General features: G+C 64.9%; 23 protein-coding genes. 10 read left to right on the top strand and 13 right to left on the bottom strand.

Features of this window, described 5'->3' with window-relative positions; all coding sequences use genetic code 11:
• Nucleotides 1-17: 17 nt before the first annotated feature.
• A complete protein-coding gene (locus AC5Y42_RS03985; RefSeq protein ID WP_499895985.1) occupies nucleotides 18-1127 on the top strand; it encodes a T6SS phospholipase effector Tle1-like catalytic domain-containing protein in 1110 nt (369 codons plus the stop codon).
• A 30-nt stretch (nucleotides 1128-1157) separates the two neighbouring features.
• Nucleotides 1158-2039, top strand: a complete 882-nt coding sequence (locus tag AC5Y42_RS03980) for a polysaccharide deacetylase family protein (RefSeq protein ID WP_499895983.1) — start codon at nucleotides 1158-1160, stop codon at nucleotides 2037-2039.
• 3 nt (nucleotides 2040-2042) lie between these two features.
• Here AC5Y42_RS03980 and AC5Y42_RS03975 read toward each other — a convergent pair whose 3' ends face one another.
• The 3 genes from AC5Y42_RS03975 to glpX are packed head-to-tail and all read right to left on the bottom strand — an operon-like array spanning nucleotide 2043 to nucleotide 4994.
• Nucleotides 2043-2513 carry an ester cyclase gene (locus tag AC5Y42_RS03975; protein WP_499895981.1) on the bottom strand — a complete coding sequence of 157 codons (471 nt, stop codon included), beginning with the start codon at nucleotides 2511-2513 and terminating at the stop codon, nucleotides 2043-2045.
• Complete coding sequence (locus tag AC5Y42_RS03970; RefSeq protein ID WP_499895980.1) at nucleotides 2510-3916, bottom strand: class II fumarate hydratase; 1407 nt, start codon at nucleotides 3914-3916, stop codon at nucleotides 2510-2512. The genes AC5Y42_RS03975 and AC5Y42_RS03970 overlap by 4 nt, the downstream gene beginning before the upstream one ends.
• A gap of 28 nt (nucleotides 3917-3944) precedes the next feature.
• Nucleotides 3945-4994, bottom strand: coding sequence for a class II fructose-bisphosphatase (gene glpX, locus AC5Y42_RS03965; RefSeq protein ID WP_499895978.1), 1050 nt, complete (start codon nucleotides 4992-4994; stop codon nucleotides 3945-3947).
• A 54-nt stretch (nucleotides 4995-5048) separates the two neighbouring features.
• Here glpX and AC5Y42_RS03960 point away from each other — a divergent pair, with 54 nt between their 5' ends.
• Both AC5Y42_RS03960 and AC5Y42_RS03955 read left to right on the top strand, forming a co-directional pair.
• On the top strand, nucleotides 5049-5687 hold the full coding sequence (locus AC5Y42_RS03960; protein WP_499895976.1) for a DUF4245 domain-containing protein: 639 nt from the start codon (nucleotides 5049-5051) through the stop codon (nucleotides 5685-5687).
• 12 nt (nucleotides 5688-5699) lie between these two features.
• Nucleotides 5700-6500, top strand: a complete 801-nt coding sequence (locus AC5Y42_RS03955; RefSeq protein WP_499895974.1) for a dienelactone hydrolase family protein — start codon at nucleotides 5700-5702, stop codon at nucleotides 6498-6500.
• Here the strand turns inward: AC5Y42_RS03955 and AC5Y42_RS03950 are convergent.
• From AC5Y42_RS03950 to AC5Y42_RS03915, 8 genes are all read right to left on the bottom strand, one after another.
• On the bottom strand, nucleotides 6481-7590 hold the full coding sequence (locus AC5Y42_RS03950; protein ID WP_499895972.1) for an AI-2E family transporter: 1110 nt from the start codon (nucleotides 7588-7590) through the stop codon (nucleotides 6481-6483). The genes AC5Y42_RS03955 and AC5Y42_RS03950 overlap by 20 nt on opposite strands.
• Nucleotides 7587-8423 (bottom strand): SDR family NAD(P)-dependent oxidoreductase, encoded by an 837-nt coding sequence (locus tag AC5Y42_RS03945; RefSeq protein WP_499895971.1) that lies wholly within the window; start codon nucleotides 8421-8423, stop codon nucleotides 7587-7589. Before AC5Y42_RS03945 ends, AC5Y42_RS03950 begins: the two co-directional genes overlap by 4 nt.
• On the bottom strand, nucleotides 8420-9178 hold the full coding sequence (locus tag AC5Y42_RS03940; RefSeq protein WP_499895969.1) for an SDR family NAD(P)-dependent oxidoreductase: 759 nt from the start codon (nucleotides 9176-9178) through the stop codon (nucleotides 8420-8422). Before AC5Y42_RS03940 ends, AC5Y42_RS03945 begins: the two co-directional genes overlap by 4 nt.
• Nucleotides 9175-10242, bottom strand: a complete 1068-nt coding sequence (locus AC5Y42_RS03935) for an NAD-dependent epimerase/dehydratase family protein (protein ID WP_499895967.1) — start codon at nucleotides 10240-10242, stop codon at nucleotides 9175-9177. Before AC5Y42_RS03935 ends, AC5Y42_RS03940 begins: the two co-directional genes overlap by 4 nt.
• Before the next feature lie 49 nt (nucleotides 10243-10291).
• Nucleotides 10292-11401 (bottom strand): 3-beta-hydroxysteroid dehydrogenase, encoded by a 1110-nt coding sequence (locus AC5Y42_RS03930; protein ID WP_499895966.1) that lies wholly within the window; start codon nucleotides 11399-11401, stop codon nucleotides 10292-10294.
• A 66-nt stretch (nucleotides 11402-11467) separates the two neighbouring features.
• On the bottom strand, nucleotides 11468-11701 hold the full coding sequence (locus AC5Y42_RS03925) for an exodeoxyribonuclease VII small subunit (protein WP_499895964.1): 234 nt from the start codon (nucleotides 11699-11701) through the stop codon (nucleotides 11468-11470).
• Nucleotides 11691-12935, bottom strand: coding sequence for an exodeoxyribonuclease VII large subunit (gene xseA / locus AC5Y42_RS03920; protein WP_499895962.1), 1245 nt, complete (start codon nucleotides 12933-12935; stop codon nucleotides 11691-11693). The genes AC5Y42_RS03925 and xseA overlap by 11 nt, the downstream gene beginning before the upstream one ends.
• Entirely contained in the window at nucleotides 12932-13525 is a 594-nt protein-coding gene (locus tag AC5Y42_RS03915) for a lipid droplet-associated protein (protein WP_499895960.1), read from the bottom strand. Before AC5Y42_RS03915 ends, xseA begins: the two co-directional genes overlap by 4 nt.
• An 87-nt stretch (nucleotides 13526-13612) precedes the next feature.
• Between AC5Y42_RS03915 and AC5Y42_RS03910 the strand changes: the two genes are divergently transcribed.
• Nucleotides 13613-14614 carry a 4-hydroxy-3-methylbut-2-enyl diphosphate reductase gene (locus AC5Y42_RS03910; protein WP_499895959.1) on the top strand — a complete coding sequence of 334 codons (1002 nt, stop codon included), beginning with the start codon at nucleotides 13613-13615 and terminating at the stop codon, nucleotides 14612-14614.
• Between the two features lie 20 nt (nucleotides 14615-14634).
• On the opposite strand, the gene AC5Y42_RS03905 is transcribed toward AC5Y42_RS03910, so the two are convergent.
• Entirely contained in the window at nucleotides 14635-15705 is a 1071-nt protein-coding gene (locus tag AC5Y42_RS03905; RefSeq protein WP_499895957.1) for a DUF6542 domain-containing protein, read from the bottom strand.
• A 224-nt stretch (nucleotides 15706-15929) separates the two neighbouring features.
• Here AC5Y42_RS03905 and ychF point away from each other — a divergent pair, with 224 nt between their 5' ends.
• Nucleotides 15930-17003 (top strand): redox-regulated ATPase YchF, encoded by a 1074-nt coding sequence (gene ychF, locus AC5Y42_RS03900; protein WP_499895955.1) that lies wholly within the window; start codon nucleotides 15930-15932, stop codon nucleotides 17001-17003.
• A 53-nt stretch (nucleotides 17004-17056) separates the two neighbouring features.
• On the opposite strand, the gene AC5Y42_RS03895 is transcribed toward ychF, so the two are convergent.
• Complete coding sequence (locus AC5Y42_RS03895; protein WP_499895954.1) at nucleotides 17057-17461, bottom strand: VOC family protein; 405 nt, start codon at nucleotides 17459-17461, stop codon at nucleotides 17057-17059.
• Between the two features lie 228 nt (nucleotides 17462-17689).
• On the opposite strand from AC5Y42_RS03895, the gene AC5Y42_RS03890 reads away from it, so the two are divergent.
• The 4 genes from AC5Y42_RS03890 (at nucleotide 17690) to AC5Y42_RS03875 (ending at nucleotide 20033) form a co-directional block, all read left to right on the top strand.
• On the top strand, nucleotides 17690-18334 hold the full coding sequence (locus AC5Y42_RS03890) for a class I SAM-dependent methyltransferase (protein ID WP_499895953.1): 645 nt from the start codon (nucleotides 17690-17692) through the stop codon (nucleotides 18332-18334).
• 152 nt (nucleotides 18335-18486) lie between these two features.
• Nucleotides 18487-18885, top strand: coding sequence for a VOC family protein (locus AC5Y42_RS03885; RefSeq protein ID WP_499895951.1), 399 nt, complete (start codon nucleotides 18487-18489; stop codon nucleotides 18883-18885).
• A gap of 123 nt (nucleotides 18886-19008) precedes the next feature.
• Complete coding sequence (gene arr / locus AC5Y42_RS03880; protein ID WP_499895950.1) at nucleotides 19009-19437, top strand: NAD(+)--rifampin ADP-ribosyltransferase; 429 nt, start codon at nucleotides 19009-19011, stop codon at nucleotides 19435-19437.
• Nucleotides 19438-19481: 44 nt separating this feature from the next.
• Nucleotides 19482-20033 (top strand): VOC family protein, encoded by a 552-nt coding sequence (locus AC5Y42_RS03875; protein WP_499895948.1) that lies wholly within the window; start codon nucleotides 19482-19484, stop codon nucleotides 20031-20033.
• Nucleotides 20034-20424 lie beyond the last annotated feature (391 nt).

Genomic DNA, 20424 nt, shown 5'->3' with positions numbered 1-20424 from the left:
ACCGTGAAGGAGCGCGGATGTCGAAGCAGCTGATCGTGTGCTGCGATGGCACGTGGAACACCCCGGATCAGCAGAGCAGTGGCAGCCCCACGCCGACGAACGTCAGCAAAGTCGCACTGGCAGTTTCCCCGAAGGGTCTCGACGGGCGCGAGCAACGAACCTTCTACCACCGTGGGGTCGGAACCAACCGCTGGGAGCGCGTCCGCGGAGGTGCATTCGGCTTCGGGCTGTCGCGCGATGTCCGCGAGACCTATCGCTTCCTCGTGCAGAATTTCGACCCGGGAGACGAACTGTTCTTCTTCGGCTTCAGCCGCGGCGCCTTCACCGCCCGCAGCACCGCCGGCTTCGTCCGAAATTCGGGAATCCTGCGCCGCGAGCACATTGACCGGGTGGACGAGGCGTACGCGCTTTACCGCAGCCGAAGCAGTACAACACACCCACGTAACGTCGAAGCGACCCTGTTCAGACGGTCCTACTCGCACGAAACCGGGATCCGCTTCATCGGTGTTTGGGACACGGTCGGTGCTCTTGGCATTCCGATCAACGGGTTGCGCTGGTTCAACCGGCGCTGGGAATTTCACGACACGAGCTTGAGCACCACCGTCCAGGCAGCTTTCCAGGCGCTGGCGATCGACGAGAAGAGAGGTCCGTTTCGGCCCACGCTGTGGAAGCCGCAGGGAGACGCTCCTAGGGATCAGCGAATTGAGCAGGTGTGGTTCGTTGGCGTTCACTGCGACGTGGGCGGCGGCTACCAGGAGCATGAGTTGAGCGATATACCGCTCCTGTGGATGGTGAAGCGCGCGCATGAGTGTGGTTTGTCCTTCGAGCCCGAGGCGTTCATCCAAACGTCTAGTGCTGCCCTGACGCCCGGCAATGACGGAATCCTTTGCTCCCTGACAACTGTCGAGCCGGACCCCTTGGCTCAGGAGCATGATTCGTACACCGGCTTCTACCGTCTGATCCGGCCGTTCGTTCGACAACTCGGTATCAGTGATGAGATGCGCGAGTACGCCGCTTCCGCCGCGGTTGAGCGATACCAGCGGATTCCGTCCTACCGGCCGTCGGGCCTCGTCGCTTATCTGGACGGCAGTCCACGAATCATGCCGGTTGAATCGACTCCGAGATGATAAGTGGCGGTCTGACGGTAGGCTGCCAGCGTGCCGAGACTCTGCGACAGCCATGCCTGGCGGTACTGGCGTACGGTTCTCGGTGTTGTCGCGGCCACAGGTGTGCTGGTGATCGGGGCGTGTACGGGTCATGTGCGACGTGCCGACGCCGATAACGTCGATTGCACGCAACTCAAGTGTGTGGCGCTGACATTCGACGACGGCCCCAGCCCGTTTACCGGTCGGCTGTTGGAAACCCTGCAGCAGAACAACGCCGAAGCCACGTTCTTCCTGATCGGCAACAAGGTCGCCGCCAACCCGACGGGCGCCAAGCGTATCGCCGAGGCGGGCATGGAGATCGGCAGCCACACTTGGGAACACCCCAACATGACGACGATCCCGCCCGCCGATGTCCCGGGCCAGCTGTCGAAGGCCAACGACGCGATCCGCGCGGCCACCGGCGTGACGCCTACGCTGTGGCGGCCCCCGGGCGGGCTGACCAACGCGGCGGTGAACCAGGACGCCGCCAAACTCGGTCAGGCCGCCATTCTCTGGGATGTCATCCCGTATGACTGGATCAACGACTCCGACACTGCGGCCACTCGCTCGGTGTTGATGACGCAGATCAAGCCGGGCTCGGTGGTGTTGTTTCACGACACCTACTCGTCCACTGTCGACCTGGTCTACCAGTTCATTCCAGTGCTCAAGGCCAACGGTTACCACCTGGTGACGGTCAGTCAGCTGCTGGGACCGCGAGCGCCGGGCAGTGTCTACGGCAGCCGAGAGAACGGTCCGCCCGCCAACGACCTGCACGACATCCCGGCCGCCGAGATCCCGTCGCTGCCCAACACGCCGTCGCCCCAGCCGATGCCCAACTTTCCGATCGCCGACATTCCCGGCGCCAATTCGGGCGGGCCCAACAACGGCAGCTGAGGACTATCTGCCCGGATCCGGCAACTCGCCGGCAGCAGCGAGCGTCAGCAGTTCACTGCGGCCGATTTGGCTGAGCAGACTGGCCGAGTCGAAGTAGATGCGCTCGTTAATGATTCGATCGCCGTCAAAGAAGAACACCGCAATAATCGGAACCCGAAACGCCTTGCCGGTCGGCGGCAGGCCGTAGAACTCACCGAGATTGGTGCCCAGCAGGTCGAATTCGGTGATGACCGCGTCGTCGGCGAAGTGGTATCGGACGTTGTCGTGGCGTTGGTCGGGGAACGCGGTCCGTGTGGTCCGGTGGTACCCCATTACCTCGTCGTCGCCGTCGAAGATCTGGCCGGTGGCCATGATCTCGTAGCGCGGGTGGCCGTTGAACGTTGCCAGGGTGCGGTCGAACTCCTTGGTCACCTCGGTGTTCATGTGCTCTTCGATGGTCGCCAGCCGGCGCCGCCGAAGCTCGGCGCTGATCATCGCGACTCGTCGGCCACCCTGGACATCGCCAGCACGTCGAGGCGACGGTCGAGCTCTTCCTCGGAAAGCTTGTCGCCGATCAGCCCGCGGTCGATCACGGTCTGGCGGATGGTCTTGCGCTCCTTGAGTGCTTCTTTGGCCACCGCGGCGGCCTCTTCGTAGCCGATCGCCGAGTTCAGCGGCGTCACGATCGACGGCGACGACTCGGCCAGCTCGCGCAGCCGCTCGACATTGGCCGCCAGCCCGGTGATGCACCGCTCGGCGAACAGCCGCGACACATTGGTCAGCAGTTTGAACGACTCCAGCATGTTGCGCGCCATCATCGGGATGTAGACGTTGAGCTCGAACGCGCCGTTGGCCCCGCCCCAGGCGATCGCCGCGTCATTGCCGATCACCTGGGCGGCAACCTGCGTAACAGCTTCCGGCAGTACCGGATTCACTTTACCGGGCATGATCGAGCTGCCCGGCTGCAGATCGGGCAGCTGAATTTCGCCCAACCCGGTCAGCGGGCCCGATCCCATCCAGCGGATGTCGTTGGCGATCTTGGTCAGCGACACGGCGATCGTCCGCAGCGCGCCGGACGCTTCGACCAGTCCGTCGCGGGCGGCTTGCGCCTCGAATGAATTGGACGCCGAACGCAATTCAGCCAAACCGGTGCTGTCGACCAGCACCTCGACCACCTTGGTGCCGAACCCGTCGGGCGCGTTGAGGCCGGTACCGACCGCGGTACCGCCGATTGCCAGCTCTCCTAGCCGCGGCAGGGTCGCCTGCACCCGCTCGATACCCGCCTCGATCTGGCGGGCGTATCCCGAGAACTCCTGGCCCAGTGTCACCGGCACCGCATCCATCAAATGCGTGCGGCCCGACTTCACCACCGTGCGCCACTCGCGGGCCTTGGCGGACAGCGCGTCGTGCAGCACCTGCAGCGCCGGAATCAGGTGGCGCACCGCGGCTTCGGTGGCCGCGATGTGGGTGGCGGTGGGGAAAGTGTCATTGGACGACTGCGACATGTTGACGTCGTCGTTGGGGTGCACCGTGACACCGTTGGCCCCCGCGATCGATGCGATCACCTCGTTGGTGTTCATGTTGGAACTGGTGCCCGACCCGGTTTGGAACACGTCGATGGGGAATTGATCGTCGTGCTGGCCGTCGGCGATCTCGTTGGCGGCGGCGATGATCGCGTCGGCCTTCTCCGGCGCCAGCAACCCGAGGTCCTTATTGACTTGCGCGCACGCGCCTTTGAGTAGACCCAACGCTCGGATCTGGGTGCGCTCCAGGCCCCGTCCGGAGATCGGGAAATTCTCTACCGCGCGCTGAGTCTGGGCACGCCACAACGCTTTTACCGGTACCCGGACCTCGCCCATGGTGTCGTGTTCAATGCGGTATTCGGCGCTATCGGCCATAGGGGGTGATCCTCGCTAGGGTTGTCGGTTACGGCAGGGGATATTGAGCGGTGGAGTCGCCGGTGAAGTCGATCGCGGAGTATTCGTTGAGTTTCGAGAGCCGGTGGTAAGCCTCGATCATCCGCACCGTGCCGGACTTGGAGCGCATCACGATCGACTGGGTGGTGCAGCCGCCGGGGTAGTAGCGCACCCCCTTGAGCAGATCGCCGTCGGTGACGCCGGTGGCGCAGAAGAACACGTTGTCGCCCGACACCAGGTCCTCGGTGGTCAGTACTCGGGCGAGGTCGTAGCCGGCGTCGATCGCCTTCTGCCGTTCGGCGTCGTCGGTCGGTGCGAGCTGGGCCTGGATCTCGCCGCCCATGCAGCGGAGCGCCGCGGCAGTGATGATGCCCTCCGGAGTCCCGCCGATCCCGGCCAGCATGTCGGTGCCGGATTCCGGACGGCATGCCGAGATCGCGCCGGCGACGTCGCCGTCGGTGATCAGCCGGATCCGCGCCCCAGTGGTGCGTACGTCGTTGATCAGCTGCCTGTGTCTGGGCCGGTCGAGAATGCATACCGTCATATCCCGCACCGACAGGCCCTTGACCTTGGCGACCGCGCGGATGTTGTCGGCGATCGGCGCGGTGATGTCCAAGACGTGGGCGGCGTCGGGGCCCGTGGCGATCTTGTTCATGTAGTACACCGCCGACGGGTCGAACATCGCGCCGCGTTCGGCCACCGCCAGCACCGAGATGGCGTTGGTCATGCCTTTGCTCATCAAGGTGGTGCCGTCGATGGGGTCGACGGCGAAGTCGCAGTCCGGTCCGTCGCCGTTGCCGACTTCTTCGCCGTTGTAGAGCATCGGCGCGTGGTCCTTCTCGCCCTCGCCGATGACGACCACACCGCGCATCGACACCGAGTTGACCAGCTCGCGCATGGCGTCGACGGCCGCGCCGTCACCGCCCTCCTTGTCGCCGCGGCCCACCCAGCGGCCGGCGGCCATCGCCCCGGCCTCGGTGACCCGGACCAGCTCCATGGCCAGGTTGCGATCGGGAGCTTCGCGGCGTGACGGCTGGCCTGGGGCGCCGGGGTCAGTCATGGCGCCGATTGTCCCAGAAGAAGGTCGGCGGTTTGGAGCTGGGATACTTGTGGTGTGACGACTCAGCCGCAGCCGACGGCCAAACCGGCCAAGCCACGGTTGCTGCAGGACGGCCGGGACATGTTCTGGTCGCTGGTCCCGCTGGTGGCCGCCTGCATCGTGCTGGCCGGCCTGGTCGGAATGTGCACCTTCGCGCCCGGCACGAACAACCGGGGACAGGTGCCGTCCTACGACGCGGCGGCCGCGCTGCACGCAGATGCCCAGATGATGGGATTCCCGGTCCGGCTGCCCCGGCTGCCGCAAGGTTGGCAGCCCAACTCCGGCAGTCGCGGCGACATCCCGGACGGCCGGATCGACCCGTCGACCGGTCATAAGATGCGGGCGGTGACGTCCACGGTGGGATACATCAGTCCCACCGGCATGTACTTGAGTCTGGCGCAGAGCAACGCCGACGAGGACAAGCTGGTCGGCTCGATCCACGATGGGTCCCCGATGTACCCCACCGGCACCGTCGACGTCGACGGCACCGGCTGGATCGTCTACCGGGGTGACGGGAAAACCGAGGACGTGTGGACCACCCGGCTGGACAGTTCGGCCGGTGCCACCCAGATTGCGATCACGGGTGCGGGAAACGTCGACCAGTTCCGTACGCTGGCGGCGGCCACCCAGTCACAACCACCGCTGCCGCGCTAGAAGGGACCGTCAATGAGCGCACCCGAAGCCGATCTGACCGGCTGGTCGGTGTCACCGTTCACCGGTGGCGGCTATACCCACGACGTCTACCGCAAGGGCGAGGGGCCCGGCGTGGTGCTGATCCCCGAGATACCCGGCATCCATCCCGGCGTGCTGGCTTTGGGGAATCACCTGGTGGACAACGGGTTCACGGTTGCGATGCCGTCATTGTTCGGCACCCCTGGAGCGCCCCGCGACGACGTTGTGGCCGCGGTGTCGACGTTGGCACGTGCCTGTGTGGCAAGGGAGTTCGCGGCATTCGCGACCGATAAACAGCGGCCGGTGGCGTCGTTTTTGCGTGCGCTGGCCCGTGACCTCAACGCATCGACACCCGGCAAGGGCGTCGGGGTGATCGGCCAGTGCTTCACTGGCGGTTTCGCACTGGCCGCCGCCGTCGACGACAGTGTGCTGGCACCGGTGCTCAGCCAGCCGTCGCTGCCGTTGCCGTTGACGCCTGCGCAGCGCCGCGACGCCGGCGTTTCACGCATCGAGCTGGACGTGGTCGCGGACCGCGCCGCCAATGAGGGGCTGTGTGCGATGGGATTGCGCTTCAGCGAGGACAAGATGTCCCCCGGCGACCGCTTCGCGACGCTCAAGAAGCGGCTCGGCGACGCGTTCGAGGTGATCGAAATCCCGTCCGGCGCAGGCAATGAGTACGGCTTCACCAAGATGGCGCACTCGGTGCTGACCGACGAGGTGCGTGAGGTCGACGGCCACCCGGCCTACGAGGCCCGCAAGCGAGTTGTCGAGTTTCTCACTGCGCGGCTGGCTTAGCCGATTCTTCGGCGTCCTCGCCATTTTCGAGCTCGACGTCCTTGTACACCGCGAGGTAGACCTCGATCGTGGTGACGACGACGATCATCAGCACCGGGCCGATGACAATGCCCCACGGCCCGAACATCGCGATACCCGCGAACACCGACAGCAGCATCAGCGCGGAATTGAGCCGAGCATCCCGCGGCACCAGAACCGGACGCAAGAAGTTATCCAGGTTGGTGACCACGATCAGATGCCAGAGCACCACGAACACGCCGCCAAAGATGTTGCCGAAGAAGATCATCCCGATCCCGAACGGGATTGTGACAATTCCACCGCCTAACGGGATGATGGACAACGCGGTCAGCAGAATCGCAAAGATGAAGAAGCCATGGTGAAATCCGGCGATGTAGATCGACGCGGCTCCGGCTACACCTTGGCACAGCGCGATGACGAACTGGCCGCTGACGGTGCCGCGCACCATCGAGCCCATCTTGCGCAGGTACAGATCGGTGACCTCTTCGCCGAGCGGATTGAGCTGGCGGATCAGCGTCAACAGTTTCTCGCGATGCGTGAGCATCGCGACGAACACATACAGGAAGATGATGGCCGACGTGACGGCGCCGAAGACGCTTCCGGCGGTGTCCTGCAATACGTGCAGGAACCATTCGCCGGCCTTCTGTGCAACGGTCACCATCGCTTTCCGCAGCGACTCGCCGGTAATCGTGGTGTGCACGAACGGCACCCGCGCGAGCAGGTCGTTGGCGAGGCGTAAGCCCTTGTCGCCGAGCTGGCTGAGATCGGTCCGCTCGACCCATTCGGCGACGTGGGTGACCATCCGCGAGATCTGCACGATCGCCAGCAGCACCAGCAGTCCGATCGGCACGATGACGGCTACCAGCGCCGACAGCAGCGTGCAGGTCGCCGCCAGTCCGGTAGGCAGCCGTCGGTCGAACCAGGTGAAAAGTGGTGTGAACAAATACGCCCCGACGGCCGCTACCACAATGAGCACGAAGTAGCTGCGCAGGAAATACGCCGTGAACAGCAGGGCAACGAGGGTGAACACGGCCAGCGCCCGCTTCTGGGTGCGGGTGAATTCGGTGTTCATGGTGCAGCAGTCGATCGAGCGGCTTGCCGCGCGCGCTGCTGGGTGATGAATCCGACCGAAAACCGTTGCAGAAGCCCGGGTGCCAGCCGGGCGAACAGCCAGGAGGCGTGTGCGCGTTTGGGCACTACCAATAACGCCTTGTTGCGCTGGATCGCTTTGAGCGTGTCGCGGGCGAGCCGGTCGGGGTCGTAGGCGGTCTTCATGCCCTGGCCGCGAAGGTAGTAGTCGCGGCCGGCAAAGCCGCCGACCGCACCCTTATCCAGGATCGGCGTCTCGACGGCAGCCGGGCAGATCGCGAGTACGCCCACCCCGCGCGAAACCGCCTCGGACCGTAACGCCAGCGACAACCCGACCACCGCGTGCTTGGTCATCACGTAGCTGGTGATCTGCCCGGCCGCGGCGAGTCCGGCCATCGACGCGGTGTTGACGATGTGGCCGTGGCCCTGCCGCAGCATCACCGGATAAGCGGCGGCCACGCCGTGCACCACGCCGCGGATGTTGACGTCGATGATCGCGTTCCACTGGTCCAACGTCAGCAGTTCGGTGTCGCCGCCCCAGGCGATCCCGGCGTTGTTGAACATCAAATCCAACCGACCGGCCTGCTCCACGACCTGGTCGACCAAGGCTTGCACCGCAGCAGCGTCGGTGACGTCGAGGACGGCCGAGCGCGCGGTGCCGGGACCCGTGATGGCATCGGCCGTCCGTGCCGCAGCGGCGCCGTCGACGTCGGTGCACACGACGTCGGCGCCGGCAGCCACGAGCGCCCGGCACAGTGCGGCGCCGATTCCCGAGCCGCCGCCGGTGACGATCGCCTGCTTTCTGGTGAAAGTCATTGCCCACCTGCCAGTCTCATCACATGCCCGTACACGTCGGGGTATCGCATCAGGTGCGCGCCGCCGTTGAGGTCGAGCACTTCGCCGGTCAGCCACGACGCCTTGGTCGCAAACACCACTGCATCGGCGACGTCCTCGGGCGTGCCGGCCCGGCCGAGCGGGGTGTTTTCCAGATAGTCGTCGAGCACCCCGGGAATGAGCGTGGCCGGTTCGGTCAGCGGAGTATGCACGAAACCGGGCGCGACGGCATTGACCCGGACCCCGCGCGGCGCCAATTCCAGTGCGGCAACCTGGGTCAGCATCGATAGCCCGGCTTTGGCCGCGCAGTAGGCGCTCATCGCCGCCGCGGGCTGGCGGGCATTGAGCGAACTCAACGACACCAGTGCGCCACCATCGCGTAGCTGCGGCGCGGCATGCTTGATCACCAGGAAGGCGCCGGTGAGGCAGACATCGACAACCGAGCGGAATTCCTCGACCGGCAGATCGGTGATCAGTCCGACGCCGCTGAATCCCGCGGTGTTGACGACGACGTCGAGCGGACCCGACTCTGCGAATAACCGTTGAACTGAATCTTCGTCGGTGACTTCGACGGTCGCGGCTTCGTGCGAACCGCCGAGTTCGGCGGCCACCGCTTCGGCGCCGTCGGTGTTGCGGTCGGCGACCGTGACGCGGCAGTCATCGGCGGCCAGCGCATGGGCGACCGCTCGTCCGATGCCGGAGGCTCCTCCGACGACGACCGCGCTGCGCCTGCTCATGCGGTGCTCCTATCGGGTCGGGAATTACCCCACTTGGCGTCGATCACGGCCCACGGGTCGGCGTAGCGGCCCGGATAGCGAAAGTAGGGCGAATGACGCGTGAGGAACATATGCGCGAGCGGGGCGACCAGCCGGGCCGGGTAGCGTCGCCAACCCGCCCGATCGGCAGTCTCGGCCAGCATCTGTGGCCACGAAACTCGTTGGAAATCAAGCAATTCCTGCGCTTCGGTGGTGTCCATCCAGTCGGTGTGGTACCAGCCGTCGTCATCATCGGGGTCGCCCATCCGGCCCGCGGGTATTCCACCGACCAGCCCCATCGCGGCTGCCGTGGCCGCGGCGATATCACCCTGCAGTTGCCGGTGCGAACTGTCGCCGCCGATCAGCAGTGTTTTACCGGCGACGGGCGCCGTGGTGGCCGCGGCGAATGCGCGGGCGACGTCGCGCACGTCGACGGTCTGAATGCGGCCGTCGAGGGGTAGCGATGCGGCGAAGTACAGGGTGTCGAGGTCCACATCGAGTTGCGGCTCTGCGGTCAGCACGCCACCGAGCCGGAGTACAACTGCCTCCAGCCCGGAGTCGCGCACCAGGTGCTCCGATGCCACTTTGTGTGCGCCGTAATTGTCGGATGGGCGCAACGGGGTCTCCGCGGTGAGCAAGTCGGTAATGCGATGCGGGTTACGGGCCCCGTAAGCGCCGATGCTCGACGCCAGGATGAGTCGCGGTGGTTCCGGTAATGCCCTGGCCGAGTTGATGACTAGGCCGGTGGCGTCGACATTGACCTTGTGCGCCAGCGCCGGGCGGGCGTAGCACAGCGGCGGAATGAATGCCGCCAGATGGATGATGACCGTTGGACGAACCGACCGCATCAGCGTGTCGACCGCTTCCGCGTCGGTCAGATCGGCCCAGCGCACTTCGACGGCGCCCGGCAGCTTGGCCGCGCCTTTACGGTTGGCCGGCACGTCGAGGTCGGTGGCGATCATCCGGTGGCCGTCGGCACGCAACCGTCGCACCGTCGCCGAGCCGACCATTCCGAACGCTCCGGTGACCAGCACAGTCTCAGCCATGGCGCATTACGCTACACGCCGACTCGAAATGTGATCGCAGTTGTAACGACTATTCGGGTGGCGGCGCAGCAACGACTGCCGCCGGACGCGGCGCAGTGGTGGCCTTGATCTGCTCGAACAACTCACAGTAATAAGACTGACAGTCGGCCATGGCCTGCTCGGTGGTGAACAGCGGCCGGTAACCCAAGTCACGCTCTGCCTTGGCGATGGAGAAGTAGTTGTCGAGGTAAAGCCGTTCCACCGCAAGGGGTTCCAGCGGCGGCTTGGGAAGCCCGAACCGGAAGTGCAGCCGCTGCCAGATCGTCATCACCCAGCGGACCAGCGGACCGTTTACCCGCAGCCGGGGCCAGTGCTGCCCACAGGCTTCGATCACCGGCCGGGCGAACTCGAACATGTTGATCGGCTCGGCGTCGTTGACGAAGTATGCCTGGCCCGGTGCGGTGCCGCCAGGCACCAAGTGTTCTGCGGCCAGGATGAAGCCGTGAATCAGGTTGTGCACGTACGAGTTGTCCAACTTGGCGTTCTTGCTGCCGACGAGCACCTTGACGTGGCCGGCGACGACGCTTTCGAACATCTTGCGAAACATGGTCTGGTCACCGCGACCCCAGATCCCGGATGGCCGAATAGAACACGTCAGCATGCCGCCGACACCGTTCTGGGACAAGACATATTTCTCGGCAGCAACCTTGGTCTCGGTGTAGAGGTCGTTGAACCGGTCGGTGTAGGGGAGTGTTTCGTCGCCGCTGGCAATGCGCTGACCGCCCATCACCACGCTGTTGGACGCGGTGTAGACGAAGCGTTTCACCCCGGCGGCCTGCCCGGCGCGCACGAGGTTTTCGGTGCCGCCGACGTTGACCGCGAAGCTGCGTTTGCGGTACTCATCGGTCACCGATGCTCCGCCCATCAGCTCGATGATGGCCGCGGTGTGGATGATCGTGTCGATTCCGGCCACCGCCGCGGCGACCGTGTCAGCGTCGCAGATATCGCCCTCGACGACGTCCAGCTTGGGATGGTCCGGCTGCGGCGACGCCGCCCGGTCGAAGGAGCGCACGTGATATCCGCGCTCGAGCAGTGTGGTCACCAGGTTGGCGCCCACGAAGCCGGAGCCGCCGGTGACCAGGATGTGGCCGAGTTCAGTCGTCAACGATGCATCACCCATCCGACGAGGATAACTGAAACGTGTTCCAATTCCGAGTGGAACGTGTCAAACTGGTTCCGATTTCAACTATTCATCGATGGCGTTGGGCCTGTCGGCAGCCAACGCGTCCTCGATGCGTTTGCGAGCTCCAGCTAAGTGCTCTTCGCACCGTTTAGCCAGTTGTTCGCCTCTTTCCCATAGTTTCAGCGACGCATCGAGGTCCAAGCCGCCCTGCTCCAGGGCTCGCACGACTTCGACCAGTTCGTCGCGGCATTCTTCATAGCCGAGGCGACTAATGGGCTTAGCTTCGTCACTCGCCATCCGTAGATCCTTCGCTGACTGCCGCGACCGCGCCATCGCCGACTCGCACCCGCAGCTTGGTGCCGGAAGGGGCGTCGTCGACCGAGCGCAGCACCGCGGCCGGCCCCGAGGCCGGAACCGTCTGCACCACCGCATAGCCGCGGGCCAGCGTCGCCGCCGGTCCCAGGGTGGCCAGCCGGGCGGCCAGATGGCCGACCCGATCGGTCTCCGCGGCGACCCGCCGGGTGATGTCCCGGCGGCCCGCGGACCGCGCACGATGGATTTCCTCGGCACGCACCCGCAGCGCGGCCAGCGGCTCGGCCAGCACCGGACGACTACGCAACTGGGCCAAGGCCCGTTCCTCCCGGGACACCCAATTGCGCAGCGCCTGCGCACTGCGCCGGCGCAAATCGTCGACCAGACGCTGCTCGGCGGCGGTGTCCGGCACGATCTTCTTCGCCGCGTCGGTGGGTGTGGCCGCGCGCAGGTCGGCGACCAGATCGCACAGCGGGTTGTCCGGCTCATGGCCGACCGCGCTGACGACCGGCGTGCGGCATGCCGCAATCGCGCGGCACAACGTCTCGTCGGAAAACGGCAGCAGATCCTCGACACTGCCGCCGCCGCGGGCCAGCACGATCACGTCGACCTCCGGGTCGGCGTCCAGCCCAGACAACGCCTCGACGATCTGCGAGACGGCATTCGGGCCCTGCACGGCGGTGTTTCGCACGGCGAAGCGCACCGCGGGCCAGCGCGCAGCGGCCACCGACGTCACGTCATGCTCGGCGGCGCTGGCCCGGCCAGTGATCAGCCCAACTGTGCACGGCAGGAACGGGATCGGCCGTTTGAGCCGCGGGTCGAACAACCCCTCAGCGTCCAGCAGTCGACGCAGCCGCTCGATGCGGGCCAGCAAATCGCCGATGCCGACCGCGCGAATCTCGCTGAGCCGCAACGAGAATGTGCCTCGGCCAGTGTAGAAATTCGGTTTGCCGCACACCACGACTTGGACGCCTTCGGCGAGTTTGACGGGCGCGCTCAACACGAGATCGCGCGGAGCGGTCACGGTCAGCGACATGTCGGCGGCGGGATCGCGCAACACCATGAACGCCGTCTTGGCGTCTGGGCGCACCTTGATCTGCGTCAGTTGGCCCTCCACCCACACGGTGCCCAGCTTGTCGATCCAGCTGGCCACCCGGATGGCCACCGCGCGAACCGGGAACGGGTTCTCGGCCGAGTTCGGCTGCGCGGCTTCGGTCACTTGGCGGTCGCGCGGGTGATCCTGTTGGCCAGCAACGTCTGGAACGGCGCCCGCGCCTTGGTGGCCTCTTCGTAGGCCAGCAATGCCTCGAGCTCGTCGACGTCCAGCGTGTTCAGCCGGGCACGCAGCTGGGCCAGAGTCAGCGTTTCGTAGTCGAGCTCGTCGGCCACGGCCGGCATCGACACCGTAGCCGTGGCCGGCTTCTTGGCGCGTTTGGTGGGCACGGGCGTGGTCGGGGGATCGGTCGGTGCACCGCCATCCGAGGTCGAGTACAGGGCGAACCGTCCTTCGGCGCGGCGTTCGGCATCGCCCGGCTCGGGCCCGGCTTCCAGCTCGCCGTCGTCTGCGTCCTCGTCGAAGGTTGCCCATTCGGGCTGTTCGTCCTTCGGTGGGAAGAAGCTATCGAGCGTGGCGTCACCCTTGATCACCAGTTCGGCCATGTTCTGCTGGAATCGCATCACGACGTGCGCGGCCTGGCTGGCCAGGGTCATGGGGTACATCAGGATGGTCTTCGGCAGCTTTATCGTCTCCTCGACGGCGAGCGTCGCCGCACCGACCAGCAGCCGAACCCCATACGGTGCAGTAGGCATGGGTCCAAGACTGCCTTACCCGGCCGGTCAACTCCAAGCTGGCCGGGAAATGGCGTAGCCGGGTCGCCGGACCGTACCCTGGTTGTCATGTCTCCTACCATCAACATGGGGATTCCCGGTGCGTCCAGCACGGTCGTCGAGTCCGCGACCGGTAAGCGGGTGTTGCTGGCCGAGCCCCGCGGATACTGCGCCGGCGTGGATCGCGCCGTTGAGACGGTCGAACGCGCGTTGGAGAAGCACGGCCCGCCCGTCTACGTCCGCCACGAGATCGTGCACAACCGGCATGTGGTGGACACGCTGGCCAAAGCCGGGGCAATCTTCGTCGACGAAACCGACGAGGTGCCCGAAGGCGCGATCGTGGTGTTCTCCGCGCACGGCGTCGCGCCGAGCGTCCACACCTCGGCCGCCGAGCGGGATCTGCAGGTCATCGACGCCACCTGCCCGCTGGTCGCCAAGGTGCACAACGAAGCCAAGCGTTTCGCCCGCGACGACTACGACATCCTGCTGATCGGTCATCAGGGCCATGAGGAAGTCATCGGTACCGCCGGTGAAGCCCCCGACCACGTGCAGCTGGTCGACGGACCCGACGCCGTCGAGCAGGTCACGGTCCGTGACGAGAACAAGGTCATCTGGCTGTCCCAAACCACGTTGAGCGTCGACGAGACCATGCAAACCGTGCAGCGGCTGCGCGAGCGCTTCCCGAAGCTGCAGGATCCGCCCAGCGACGACATCTGCTATGCCACCCAGAACCGGCAGGTCGCGGTCAAGGCGATGGCGCCCGAATGTGAGCTGGTCATCGTGGTCGGGTCGGCCAACTCGTCGAACTCGGTGCGACTGGTCGAGGTGGCGCTGGGCGCCGGCTCGCGGGCCGCGCACCTGGTGGACTGCGCCGACGACATCGACCCGGCCTGGCTGGACGGCGTCACCACGGTCGGTGTCACCTCCGGAGCGTCGGTGCCCGAGGTGCTGGTGCGTGGCGTGCTGGAGCGGCTGGCCGAATCCGGCTACGACGTGGTGCAGCCGGTGACGACTGCCAATGAGACGCTGGTGTTCGCGCTACCGCGAGAGATTCGCCCCAGCCGTTCCTGATCCTGCTCGCGCGGGGCCAGTCAGACGTCGTATTCCCAGGAGTCGGCCTTGAACTTGCGCGGTTTGCGTGAGTCGTCGTTCCCGGCTGACCGCCGGTAGCGCACCTGTGAAATGGGGTGATGCGTCGCGGTCGCACCGCTGGGTGCGGAGCGGCGACGCGGTTCAACAGGATTGACGGGTTCGTAACCCTCGGTGGACTCGTACGGGTCGAAGCGGCTGCTGCGGGCCGCCGGCCTGCCGCGACGCAGATGCGGGTCGCGCCGGATCTCCCGCGGTGGTCGGCCGCGCAGGTCGGGATCGCGGGGCACTCGGCCGCGGCGGGGCGGTTCTGGTGCATCGATGTCGCGGTTACGGGTCGGGCGTCGGCGCCGGGTGCGTTCGATCGCAGGGTCGAGCGGCTCCTCCAACGGCGGCCGAATGTGCCGGGACCGGGTTGGTGCGGGACGCTTGGCGGCCCGGGCTCCGGTGGCTTGGGCTGATTTGGTGCGGCGGCCGGCAGTGTCGGTGCGCCGGGCGCGGGCTGGCGCTTTGGCGGGTTTCCTGCTGTGTTCGGGTTCGGCTGCGTCGCCACCGATCATCGCGGCGAGCTTCGCGATGACGGCGCTGAGAACCCCGCCGGTTTCCTCGGTCTCGGGTTCGGTGTTGACGGTTGTTCGTACCGCCATTCCCAGATACCAGCGGATCATTCCGATCAGCAGCACCCCGGCCGAGGTGAACAGCATCAGCGGGAAACGCTCGATCAGCGGATAGCCGCAGTTGATCAGCAGGTCCTTCAGCCCGGTGAATCTGGCGCCGTGGAACAGCCAGTAGGCGCCGGGAACTGCGCAGAACAGGATCAGCGGAGGTTGGATGGCCGCGGTGAAGACAGCTGATTGCCGGACCGCCAACACCGCAGCCACGCAGCCCAGCACGTAGAGCGCGGAGAAAACGTCGGTCAACTCTTTGTTGCCCGAGCCAGCGTCGAAAGCGAACCCGACGGCGGTCGCGGTCGCTGCGATGACGATCGCTGCCCACCACGGCACACCAGGAAAATTGGGGTGGATCGAGCGATGACCTGCCGTCACTGCCGACCTCGCCCGCTGTGCTGACACATGTCGACCGTACCGGCTCAGCGCCCAAAGGCCCGTAAAGACCTGCCCGGCTTGTAGAGGTCCGACCCGCCGCGCCCGGCTCCGCCGCGCTTGCGATCGCCGGGGTCAACGGGGCCGACCCGCCGCGCCCGGCTCCGCCGCGCTTGCGATCGCCGGGGTCAACGGGGCCGACCCGCCGCGCCCGGCTCCGCCGCGCTTGCGATCGCCCCTACACTTGGCTCCCTGTGAGCTTGAGCCTGGGAATTGTGGGTTTGCCGAATGTCGGCAAGTCGACGCTGTTCAACGCGTTGACCAAGAACGACGTGGTGGCTGCCAACTACCCGTTCGCGACAATCGAACCCAATGAAGGCGTGGTGCCGCTGCCCGATCCACGGTTGGCCAAGCTGGCCGCGATGTTCGATTCCGAGCGGAACGTGCCGGCGCCGGTGACCTTCGTCGACATCGCCGGGCTGGTCGCCGGCGCGTCGGAGGGGGCCGGGCTGGGCAACAAGTTCCTGGCCAACATTCGGGAGTGCGACGCGATTTGCCAAGTGGTGCGGGTGTTCTCCGATGACGACGTCGCTCACGTCGCCGGACAGGTCGACCCAAAATCCGACATCGAGGTCATCGAGACCGAGTTGATCCTGGCCGACATGCAAACACTCGAACGCGCGGTGCCTCGATTGGAGAAGGAAGCCCGTAACAACAAGGATCGCAAACCCGTTCACGAGGCTGCACTGACCGCCCAGCGGGTGCTCGACGGTGGGACGACCCTGTTCGCTGCCGGGCTGGACACTTCGCCGCTGCGAGAGCTGAACCTGTTGACCACCAAACCATTCCTGTATGCCTTCAACGCCGACGAGGCGGTGCTGACCGACGCCGACCGAGTCGCCGCGCTGCGCGAGCTCGTCGCGCCCGCAGACGCGGTTTTCCTGGACGCCAAGATCGAGGCGGAATTGGCCGAGCTCGATGACGAGTCGGCCACCGAGCTGTTGGAGTCCATCGGCCAGCACGAGCGGGGCTTGGATGCGTTGGCCCGCGCTGGATTTCACACGTTGAAACTGCAGACCTTCCTGACGGCTGGGCCAAAGGAGGCGCGGGCCTGGGTCATTCACCAGGGCGACACCGCGCCGAAGGCCGCCGGGGTGATCCACACCGACTTTGAAAAAGGTTTCATCAAGGCCGAAATCGTGTCCTACGACGACTTGATCGACGCCGGGTCGATGGCCGCGGCCAAGGCCGCCGGCAAGGTCCGCATGGAGGGCAAGGATTACGTGATGGCCGACGGCGATGTCGTGGAATTTAGGTTCAACGTCTAGTTCCGGTTCAACGTCTGGCGACGCCGCGGCCTGAACCTGAGTCTGAAATCGACCTAGTCAGTGGAATCCGGGTGGACGAAGAGTTCTAGTTGGATGTTGTCTGGGTCGCGAAACACCACCGTTGGGCCCCACCCGATGTCGATAACTTTCGAATGCTCGACGTCGTGCTGGTTGAGGTGTTCCGTCCAACGATTTAGCTCGTCTAGGTTCTCGACTTGAAAACTGAGGTGATCCAGGCCGATTCGCCGTTCATCGAATGTCGAGCCGCCGATTGTTCCGTCATGACGCATCAGTGTCACGACGACGCCGGACGGATGAATCATGGATCGCGTCTCGAAGGTCGCTCCACGTGAATTGGCCACGGTGACGAAGCCGAGCACGTCCTCCCACCACGAACCGGACCGTTCGCAGTCGGACACGGTCAAGTCGATGTGCGACAGCCCCTTGAGATCGGGCACGGCGTCTCCATTCTTTGGTCGGAATCCAGCCAGATGGTCCCCCGAGCCGTCCGAATTGGGAAGGGCAGTCTGCGCCCACATCCCGGCGGCCCCGCCGCCATGACATTTATCGGCGGCGGAATTGGGTGGAATTCCGCTTCAACGTGTAGTCGAGTTCCAGTTCAACGTGAGCAAGTAGGCATCGCGCGGAATTGAGATTCGGCGACACGGGTTTCGGCAGCTGGTCTAATGATCGCCATGCCGCTTGTTGAACGTGCGCTTACCGCGCTGGCTCGCCAGCTCGGTGAACCAACCGGGTTCGCAGGCCGGGTCGTCGGACGGCTACTCAACCGTGGCAATCGGTCAATTGTCGTCGCTGCGGTCGCCGCCACGGGTTGCGGACCAGCGGCCGAAGTCGCCGACATCGGATTTGGAGGAGGAGTTGGACTCGACCTCTTGCTCGATTGCGAGGGCACGGTTGTTCACGGCGTCGAGATGTCGGAGACAATGCTCACTGAAGCAAAGCGCCGGTTCTCTGACTACATTGCTCGCGGGCGGTTACGTCTCTATTCCGGTCGGATGGAGAGCCTGCCTCTCGAAGATTCCGCACTAGACGCGATCATCTCGACGAACACGATTTATTTTGTACCGGACCTCGCCGCGGCTCTGAGTGAGCTAGTGAGAGTGCTGCGGCCGGGCGGGCGACTGGTACTCGGGGTTGGTGATCCGAATCAGATGTCCAAAATGCCCTTCACCCGCCATGGATTCCGGTTGCGCCCCATCGACGAACTTGTGCCGGTTATCCGCGAGGCGGGTTTCGGTCAGATTGAGGACAGGCGCGTCGGTAGTGGCCAAGGCGCCTTCCATCTTCTGGTGTGCGAGTTGCCGAGCTGACGTGGTGACTAGAGTTCCGCTTCAACATGTGAAGCCGGAGGCTGAGCACCGTCGGCTCCCCTGACCAGCGCTGCGGCCTGGTTGTCGGAGGCGATGCTTAGCACGCCGGCGGTCAGGCACTGCACGCCACAACAACCCGCAGGGAGGGCTGCATGAAGTTCATTTCGACCCGCATCATCACAGCAGACGTGAATCGTCTGGTCGATTTCTATGAGATGGTCACCGGCGTCTCGGCGGTATGGGGAAACGAGTTATTCGCCGAGATTCCGACGCCGATCGGCACGCTGGCCATCGGCAGTGACAAGACCGTCCCGCTGTTTGGCGAAGGATCCGCCGAGCCGGCGGCCAACCGCAGCGCGATCATGGAGTTCATTGTCGAGGACGTGGACGCCGAGTACGAGCGGCTGCGTGGACGCATAGGCGAGGTCGTGACAGAACCAACAACCATGCCTTGGGGCAATCGTGCGCTGCTGTTTCGGGATCCAGATGGAAACCTCGTCAACCGGTTCACCCCGGTTACCGAAGAGGCACGCGCCAAGTTCGGATTTTGACTGCCGGCGAAACGGTCCGCGTCCTCCCCCTCTCACGATATGACAGGGAGGGGGGCTTGCGGCAAGGCCCCTGAGGCGCTGCAGAATCTTCCGACCACGAAATGCAACGGATGGAGGATTGCGGTGCCGAGCACGCCGAAACCCTTTGAAGTGCACGAGTCGGGTGCACTGCTGCACGGGACCAAAGCCGGCCTCTCGGTGGGTGATCTTCTGGTGCCCGGACGTCAGTCGAACTACGAGACAGGGCGCCTCTCAAACCACGTCTATGTGACCCAGACGCTAGACGCGGCAGTGTGGGGAGCGGAGCTGGCTGTCGGCGACGGTCGTTGTCGCATATACGTCGTGGAACCGACCGGGACACTGGAAGACGACCCGAACGTGACGGACAAACGGCATCCTGGAAATCCGACTCGCTCCTTCCGCACCCGCGACCCCGTGCGAATAATTGGCGAGCTCACCGACTGGGAGGGCCATTCACCCGATCAGCTTCAATCCATGTGCGATCGCCTAGCGGACCTTCGGCGGCGTGGGCTGGCAATCATCTATGACTAGATCCGGGTCCGGTGCGGAGTACGAGTAATTTCTGAGGAGGCGCAATGCGGTGGCGCGGCGTTAGTCACGTTGAATTCGCGGTGTTGGACTATGACGAGTCCATCGCGTTCTACGACACAATGTTCGGCTGGCTCGGATACAGCAGCTTCTCGTCGCTGAACATGGAGTACCAGTCGACGTATTACATGACGCGATATGTCAACCCACACAGCTACATTGGTATTCAGCCGGCCCATACTGGAGAGAAGTTGACGCACAGCGACCAGACGGTCGGGATCAACCACATTGCCGTGTGGGCCCGCAACAGAGGAGAGGTTGACCGCTTTCATCGCGAGTTCTTGGTCAAGCGTGGCATTCCCGTCACTGACGAGCCGCAGGAGTACCCGCAGTACTGGCCCGGCTATTACGCGGTGTTCTTCGATGACCCGAGAAACGGCATTCATTGGGAACTGGCGTGGATACCAAAAGTTCCTACCCCCCGCCAAGTTTGGTCGTTTTACCGCGCGCTTCGTGGTTTCGCCAAGAGTCGGCCAGACTTGGCAAACACGGTGCCCGGCGTCACTTTGCAGGCCAGGCGAACTCTGCCGCGCCGGTAGTCGGCAAAGCCGGCTCCCTAAATCATTGTCAAAAGCATAATCTTGACGGCGGGTATGTGGTTATGGTCCGTGGATCCGGGACAACGGGTTCCGGCACCGAAAAAAGGGGGGGTCAGCGATGACCCGGAGAACAATTGACATGGGTACCAAGATCCCGGCGATCCTCGCCGCGGCGGCAGGAATAGTAGCGGTCGGGCTGCTTACCACCCCGATCGCGAGCGGAGAAGAACCCCAACAATGTCCGCAGGGACAATTCCCAACAACAGACGGAACAGGATGCGCGGGCGTCCCGGATCCTACCCAGTATGGCTGTCCGCCAAAGGATTTCCAATGTATGTTCGATTCCTTGCCTCGGCGCTGAGGGACGATCCGCGAAGCCGGCTGAGGTTCG

The organism is Mycobacterium sp. NGS48 (assembly GCF_059812585.1).
This window is presented reverse-complemented; position numbering and strand designations above follow the sequence as displayed.

Bases quoted from the DNA above. Each gene is read 5' to 3' on its own strand.
- AC5Y42_RS03985 (WP_499895985.1), top strand. From the start codon at position 18: ATGTCGAAGCAGCTGATCGTGTGCTGCGATGGCACGTGGAACACCCCG.
- AC5Y42_RS03975 (WP_499895981.1), bottom strand. From the start codon at position 2,513: ATGATCAGCGCCGAGCTTCGGCGGCGCCGGCTGGCGACCATCGAAGAG.
- AC5Y42_RS03970 (WP_499895980.1), bottom strand. From the start codon at position 3,916: ATGGCCGATAGCGCCGAATACCGCATTGAACACGACACCATGGGCGAG.
- glpX (WP_499895978.1), bottom strand. From the start codon at position 4,994: ATGACTGACCCCGGCGCCCCAGGCCAGCCGTCACGCCGCGAAGCTCCC.
- AC5Y42_RS03955 (WP_499895974.1), top strand. From the start codon at position 5,700: ATGAGCGCACCCGAAGCCGATCTGACCGGCTGGTCGGTGTCACCGTTC.
- AC5Y42_RS03950 (WP_499895972.1), bottom strand. From the start codon at position 7,590: ATGAACACCGAATTCACCCGCACCCAGAAGCGGGCGCTGGCCGTGTTC.
- AC5Y42_RS03945 (WP_499895971.1), bottom strand. From the start codon at position 8,423: ATGACTTTCACCAGAAAGCAGGCGATCGTCACCGGCGGCGGCTCGGGA.
- AC5Y42_RS03940 (WP_499895969.1), bottom strand. From the start codon at position 9,178: ATGAGCAGGCGCAGCGCGGTCGTCGTCGGAGGAGCCTCCGGCATCGGA.
- AC5Y42_RS03935 (WP_499895967.1), bottom strand. From the start codon at position 10,242: ATGGCTGAGACTGTGCTGGTCACCGGAGCGTTCGGAATGGTCGGCTCG.
- AC5Y42_RS03930 (WP_499895966.1), bottom strand. From the start codon at position 11,401: ATGGGTGATGCATCGTTGACGACTGAACTCGGCCACATCCTGGTCACC.
- AC5Y42_RS03925 (WP_499895964.1), bottom strand. From the start codon at position 11,701: ATGGCGAGTGACGAAGCTAAGCCCATTAGTCGCCTCGGCTATGAAGAA.
- AC5Y42_RS03915 (WP_499895960.1), bottom strand. From the start codon at position 13,525: ATGCCTACTGCACCGTATGGGGTTCGGCTGCTGGTCGGTGCGGCGACG.
- AC5Y42_RS03910 (WP_499895959.1), top strand. From the start codon at position 13,613: ATGTCTCCTACCATCAACATGGGGATTCCCGGTGCGTCCAGCACGGTC.
- AC5Y42_RS03890 (WP_499895953.1), top strand. From the start codon at position 17,690: ATGATCGCCATGCCGCTTGTTGAACGTGCGCTTACCGCGCTGGCTCGC.
- AC5Y42_RS03885 (WP_499895951.1), top strand. From the start codon at position 18,487: ATGAAGTTCATTTCGACCCGCATCATCACAGCAGACGTGAATCGTCTG.
- AC5Y42_RS03875 (WP_499895948.1), top strand. From the start codon at position 19,482: ATGCGGTGGCGCGGCGTTAGTCACGTTGAATTCGCGGTGTTGGACTAT.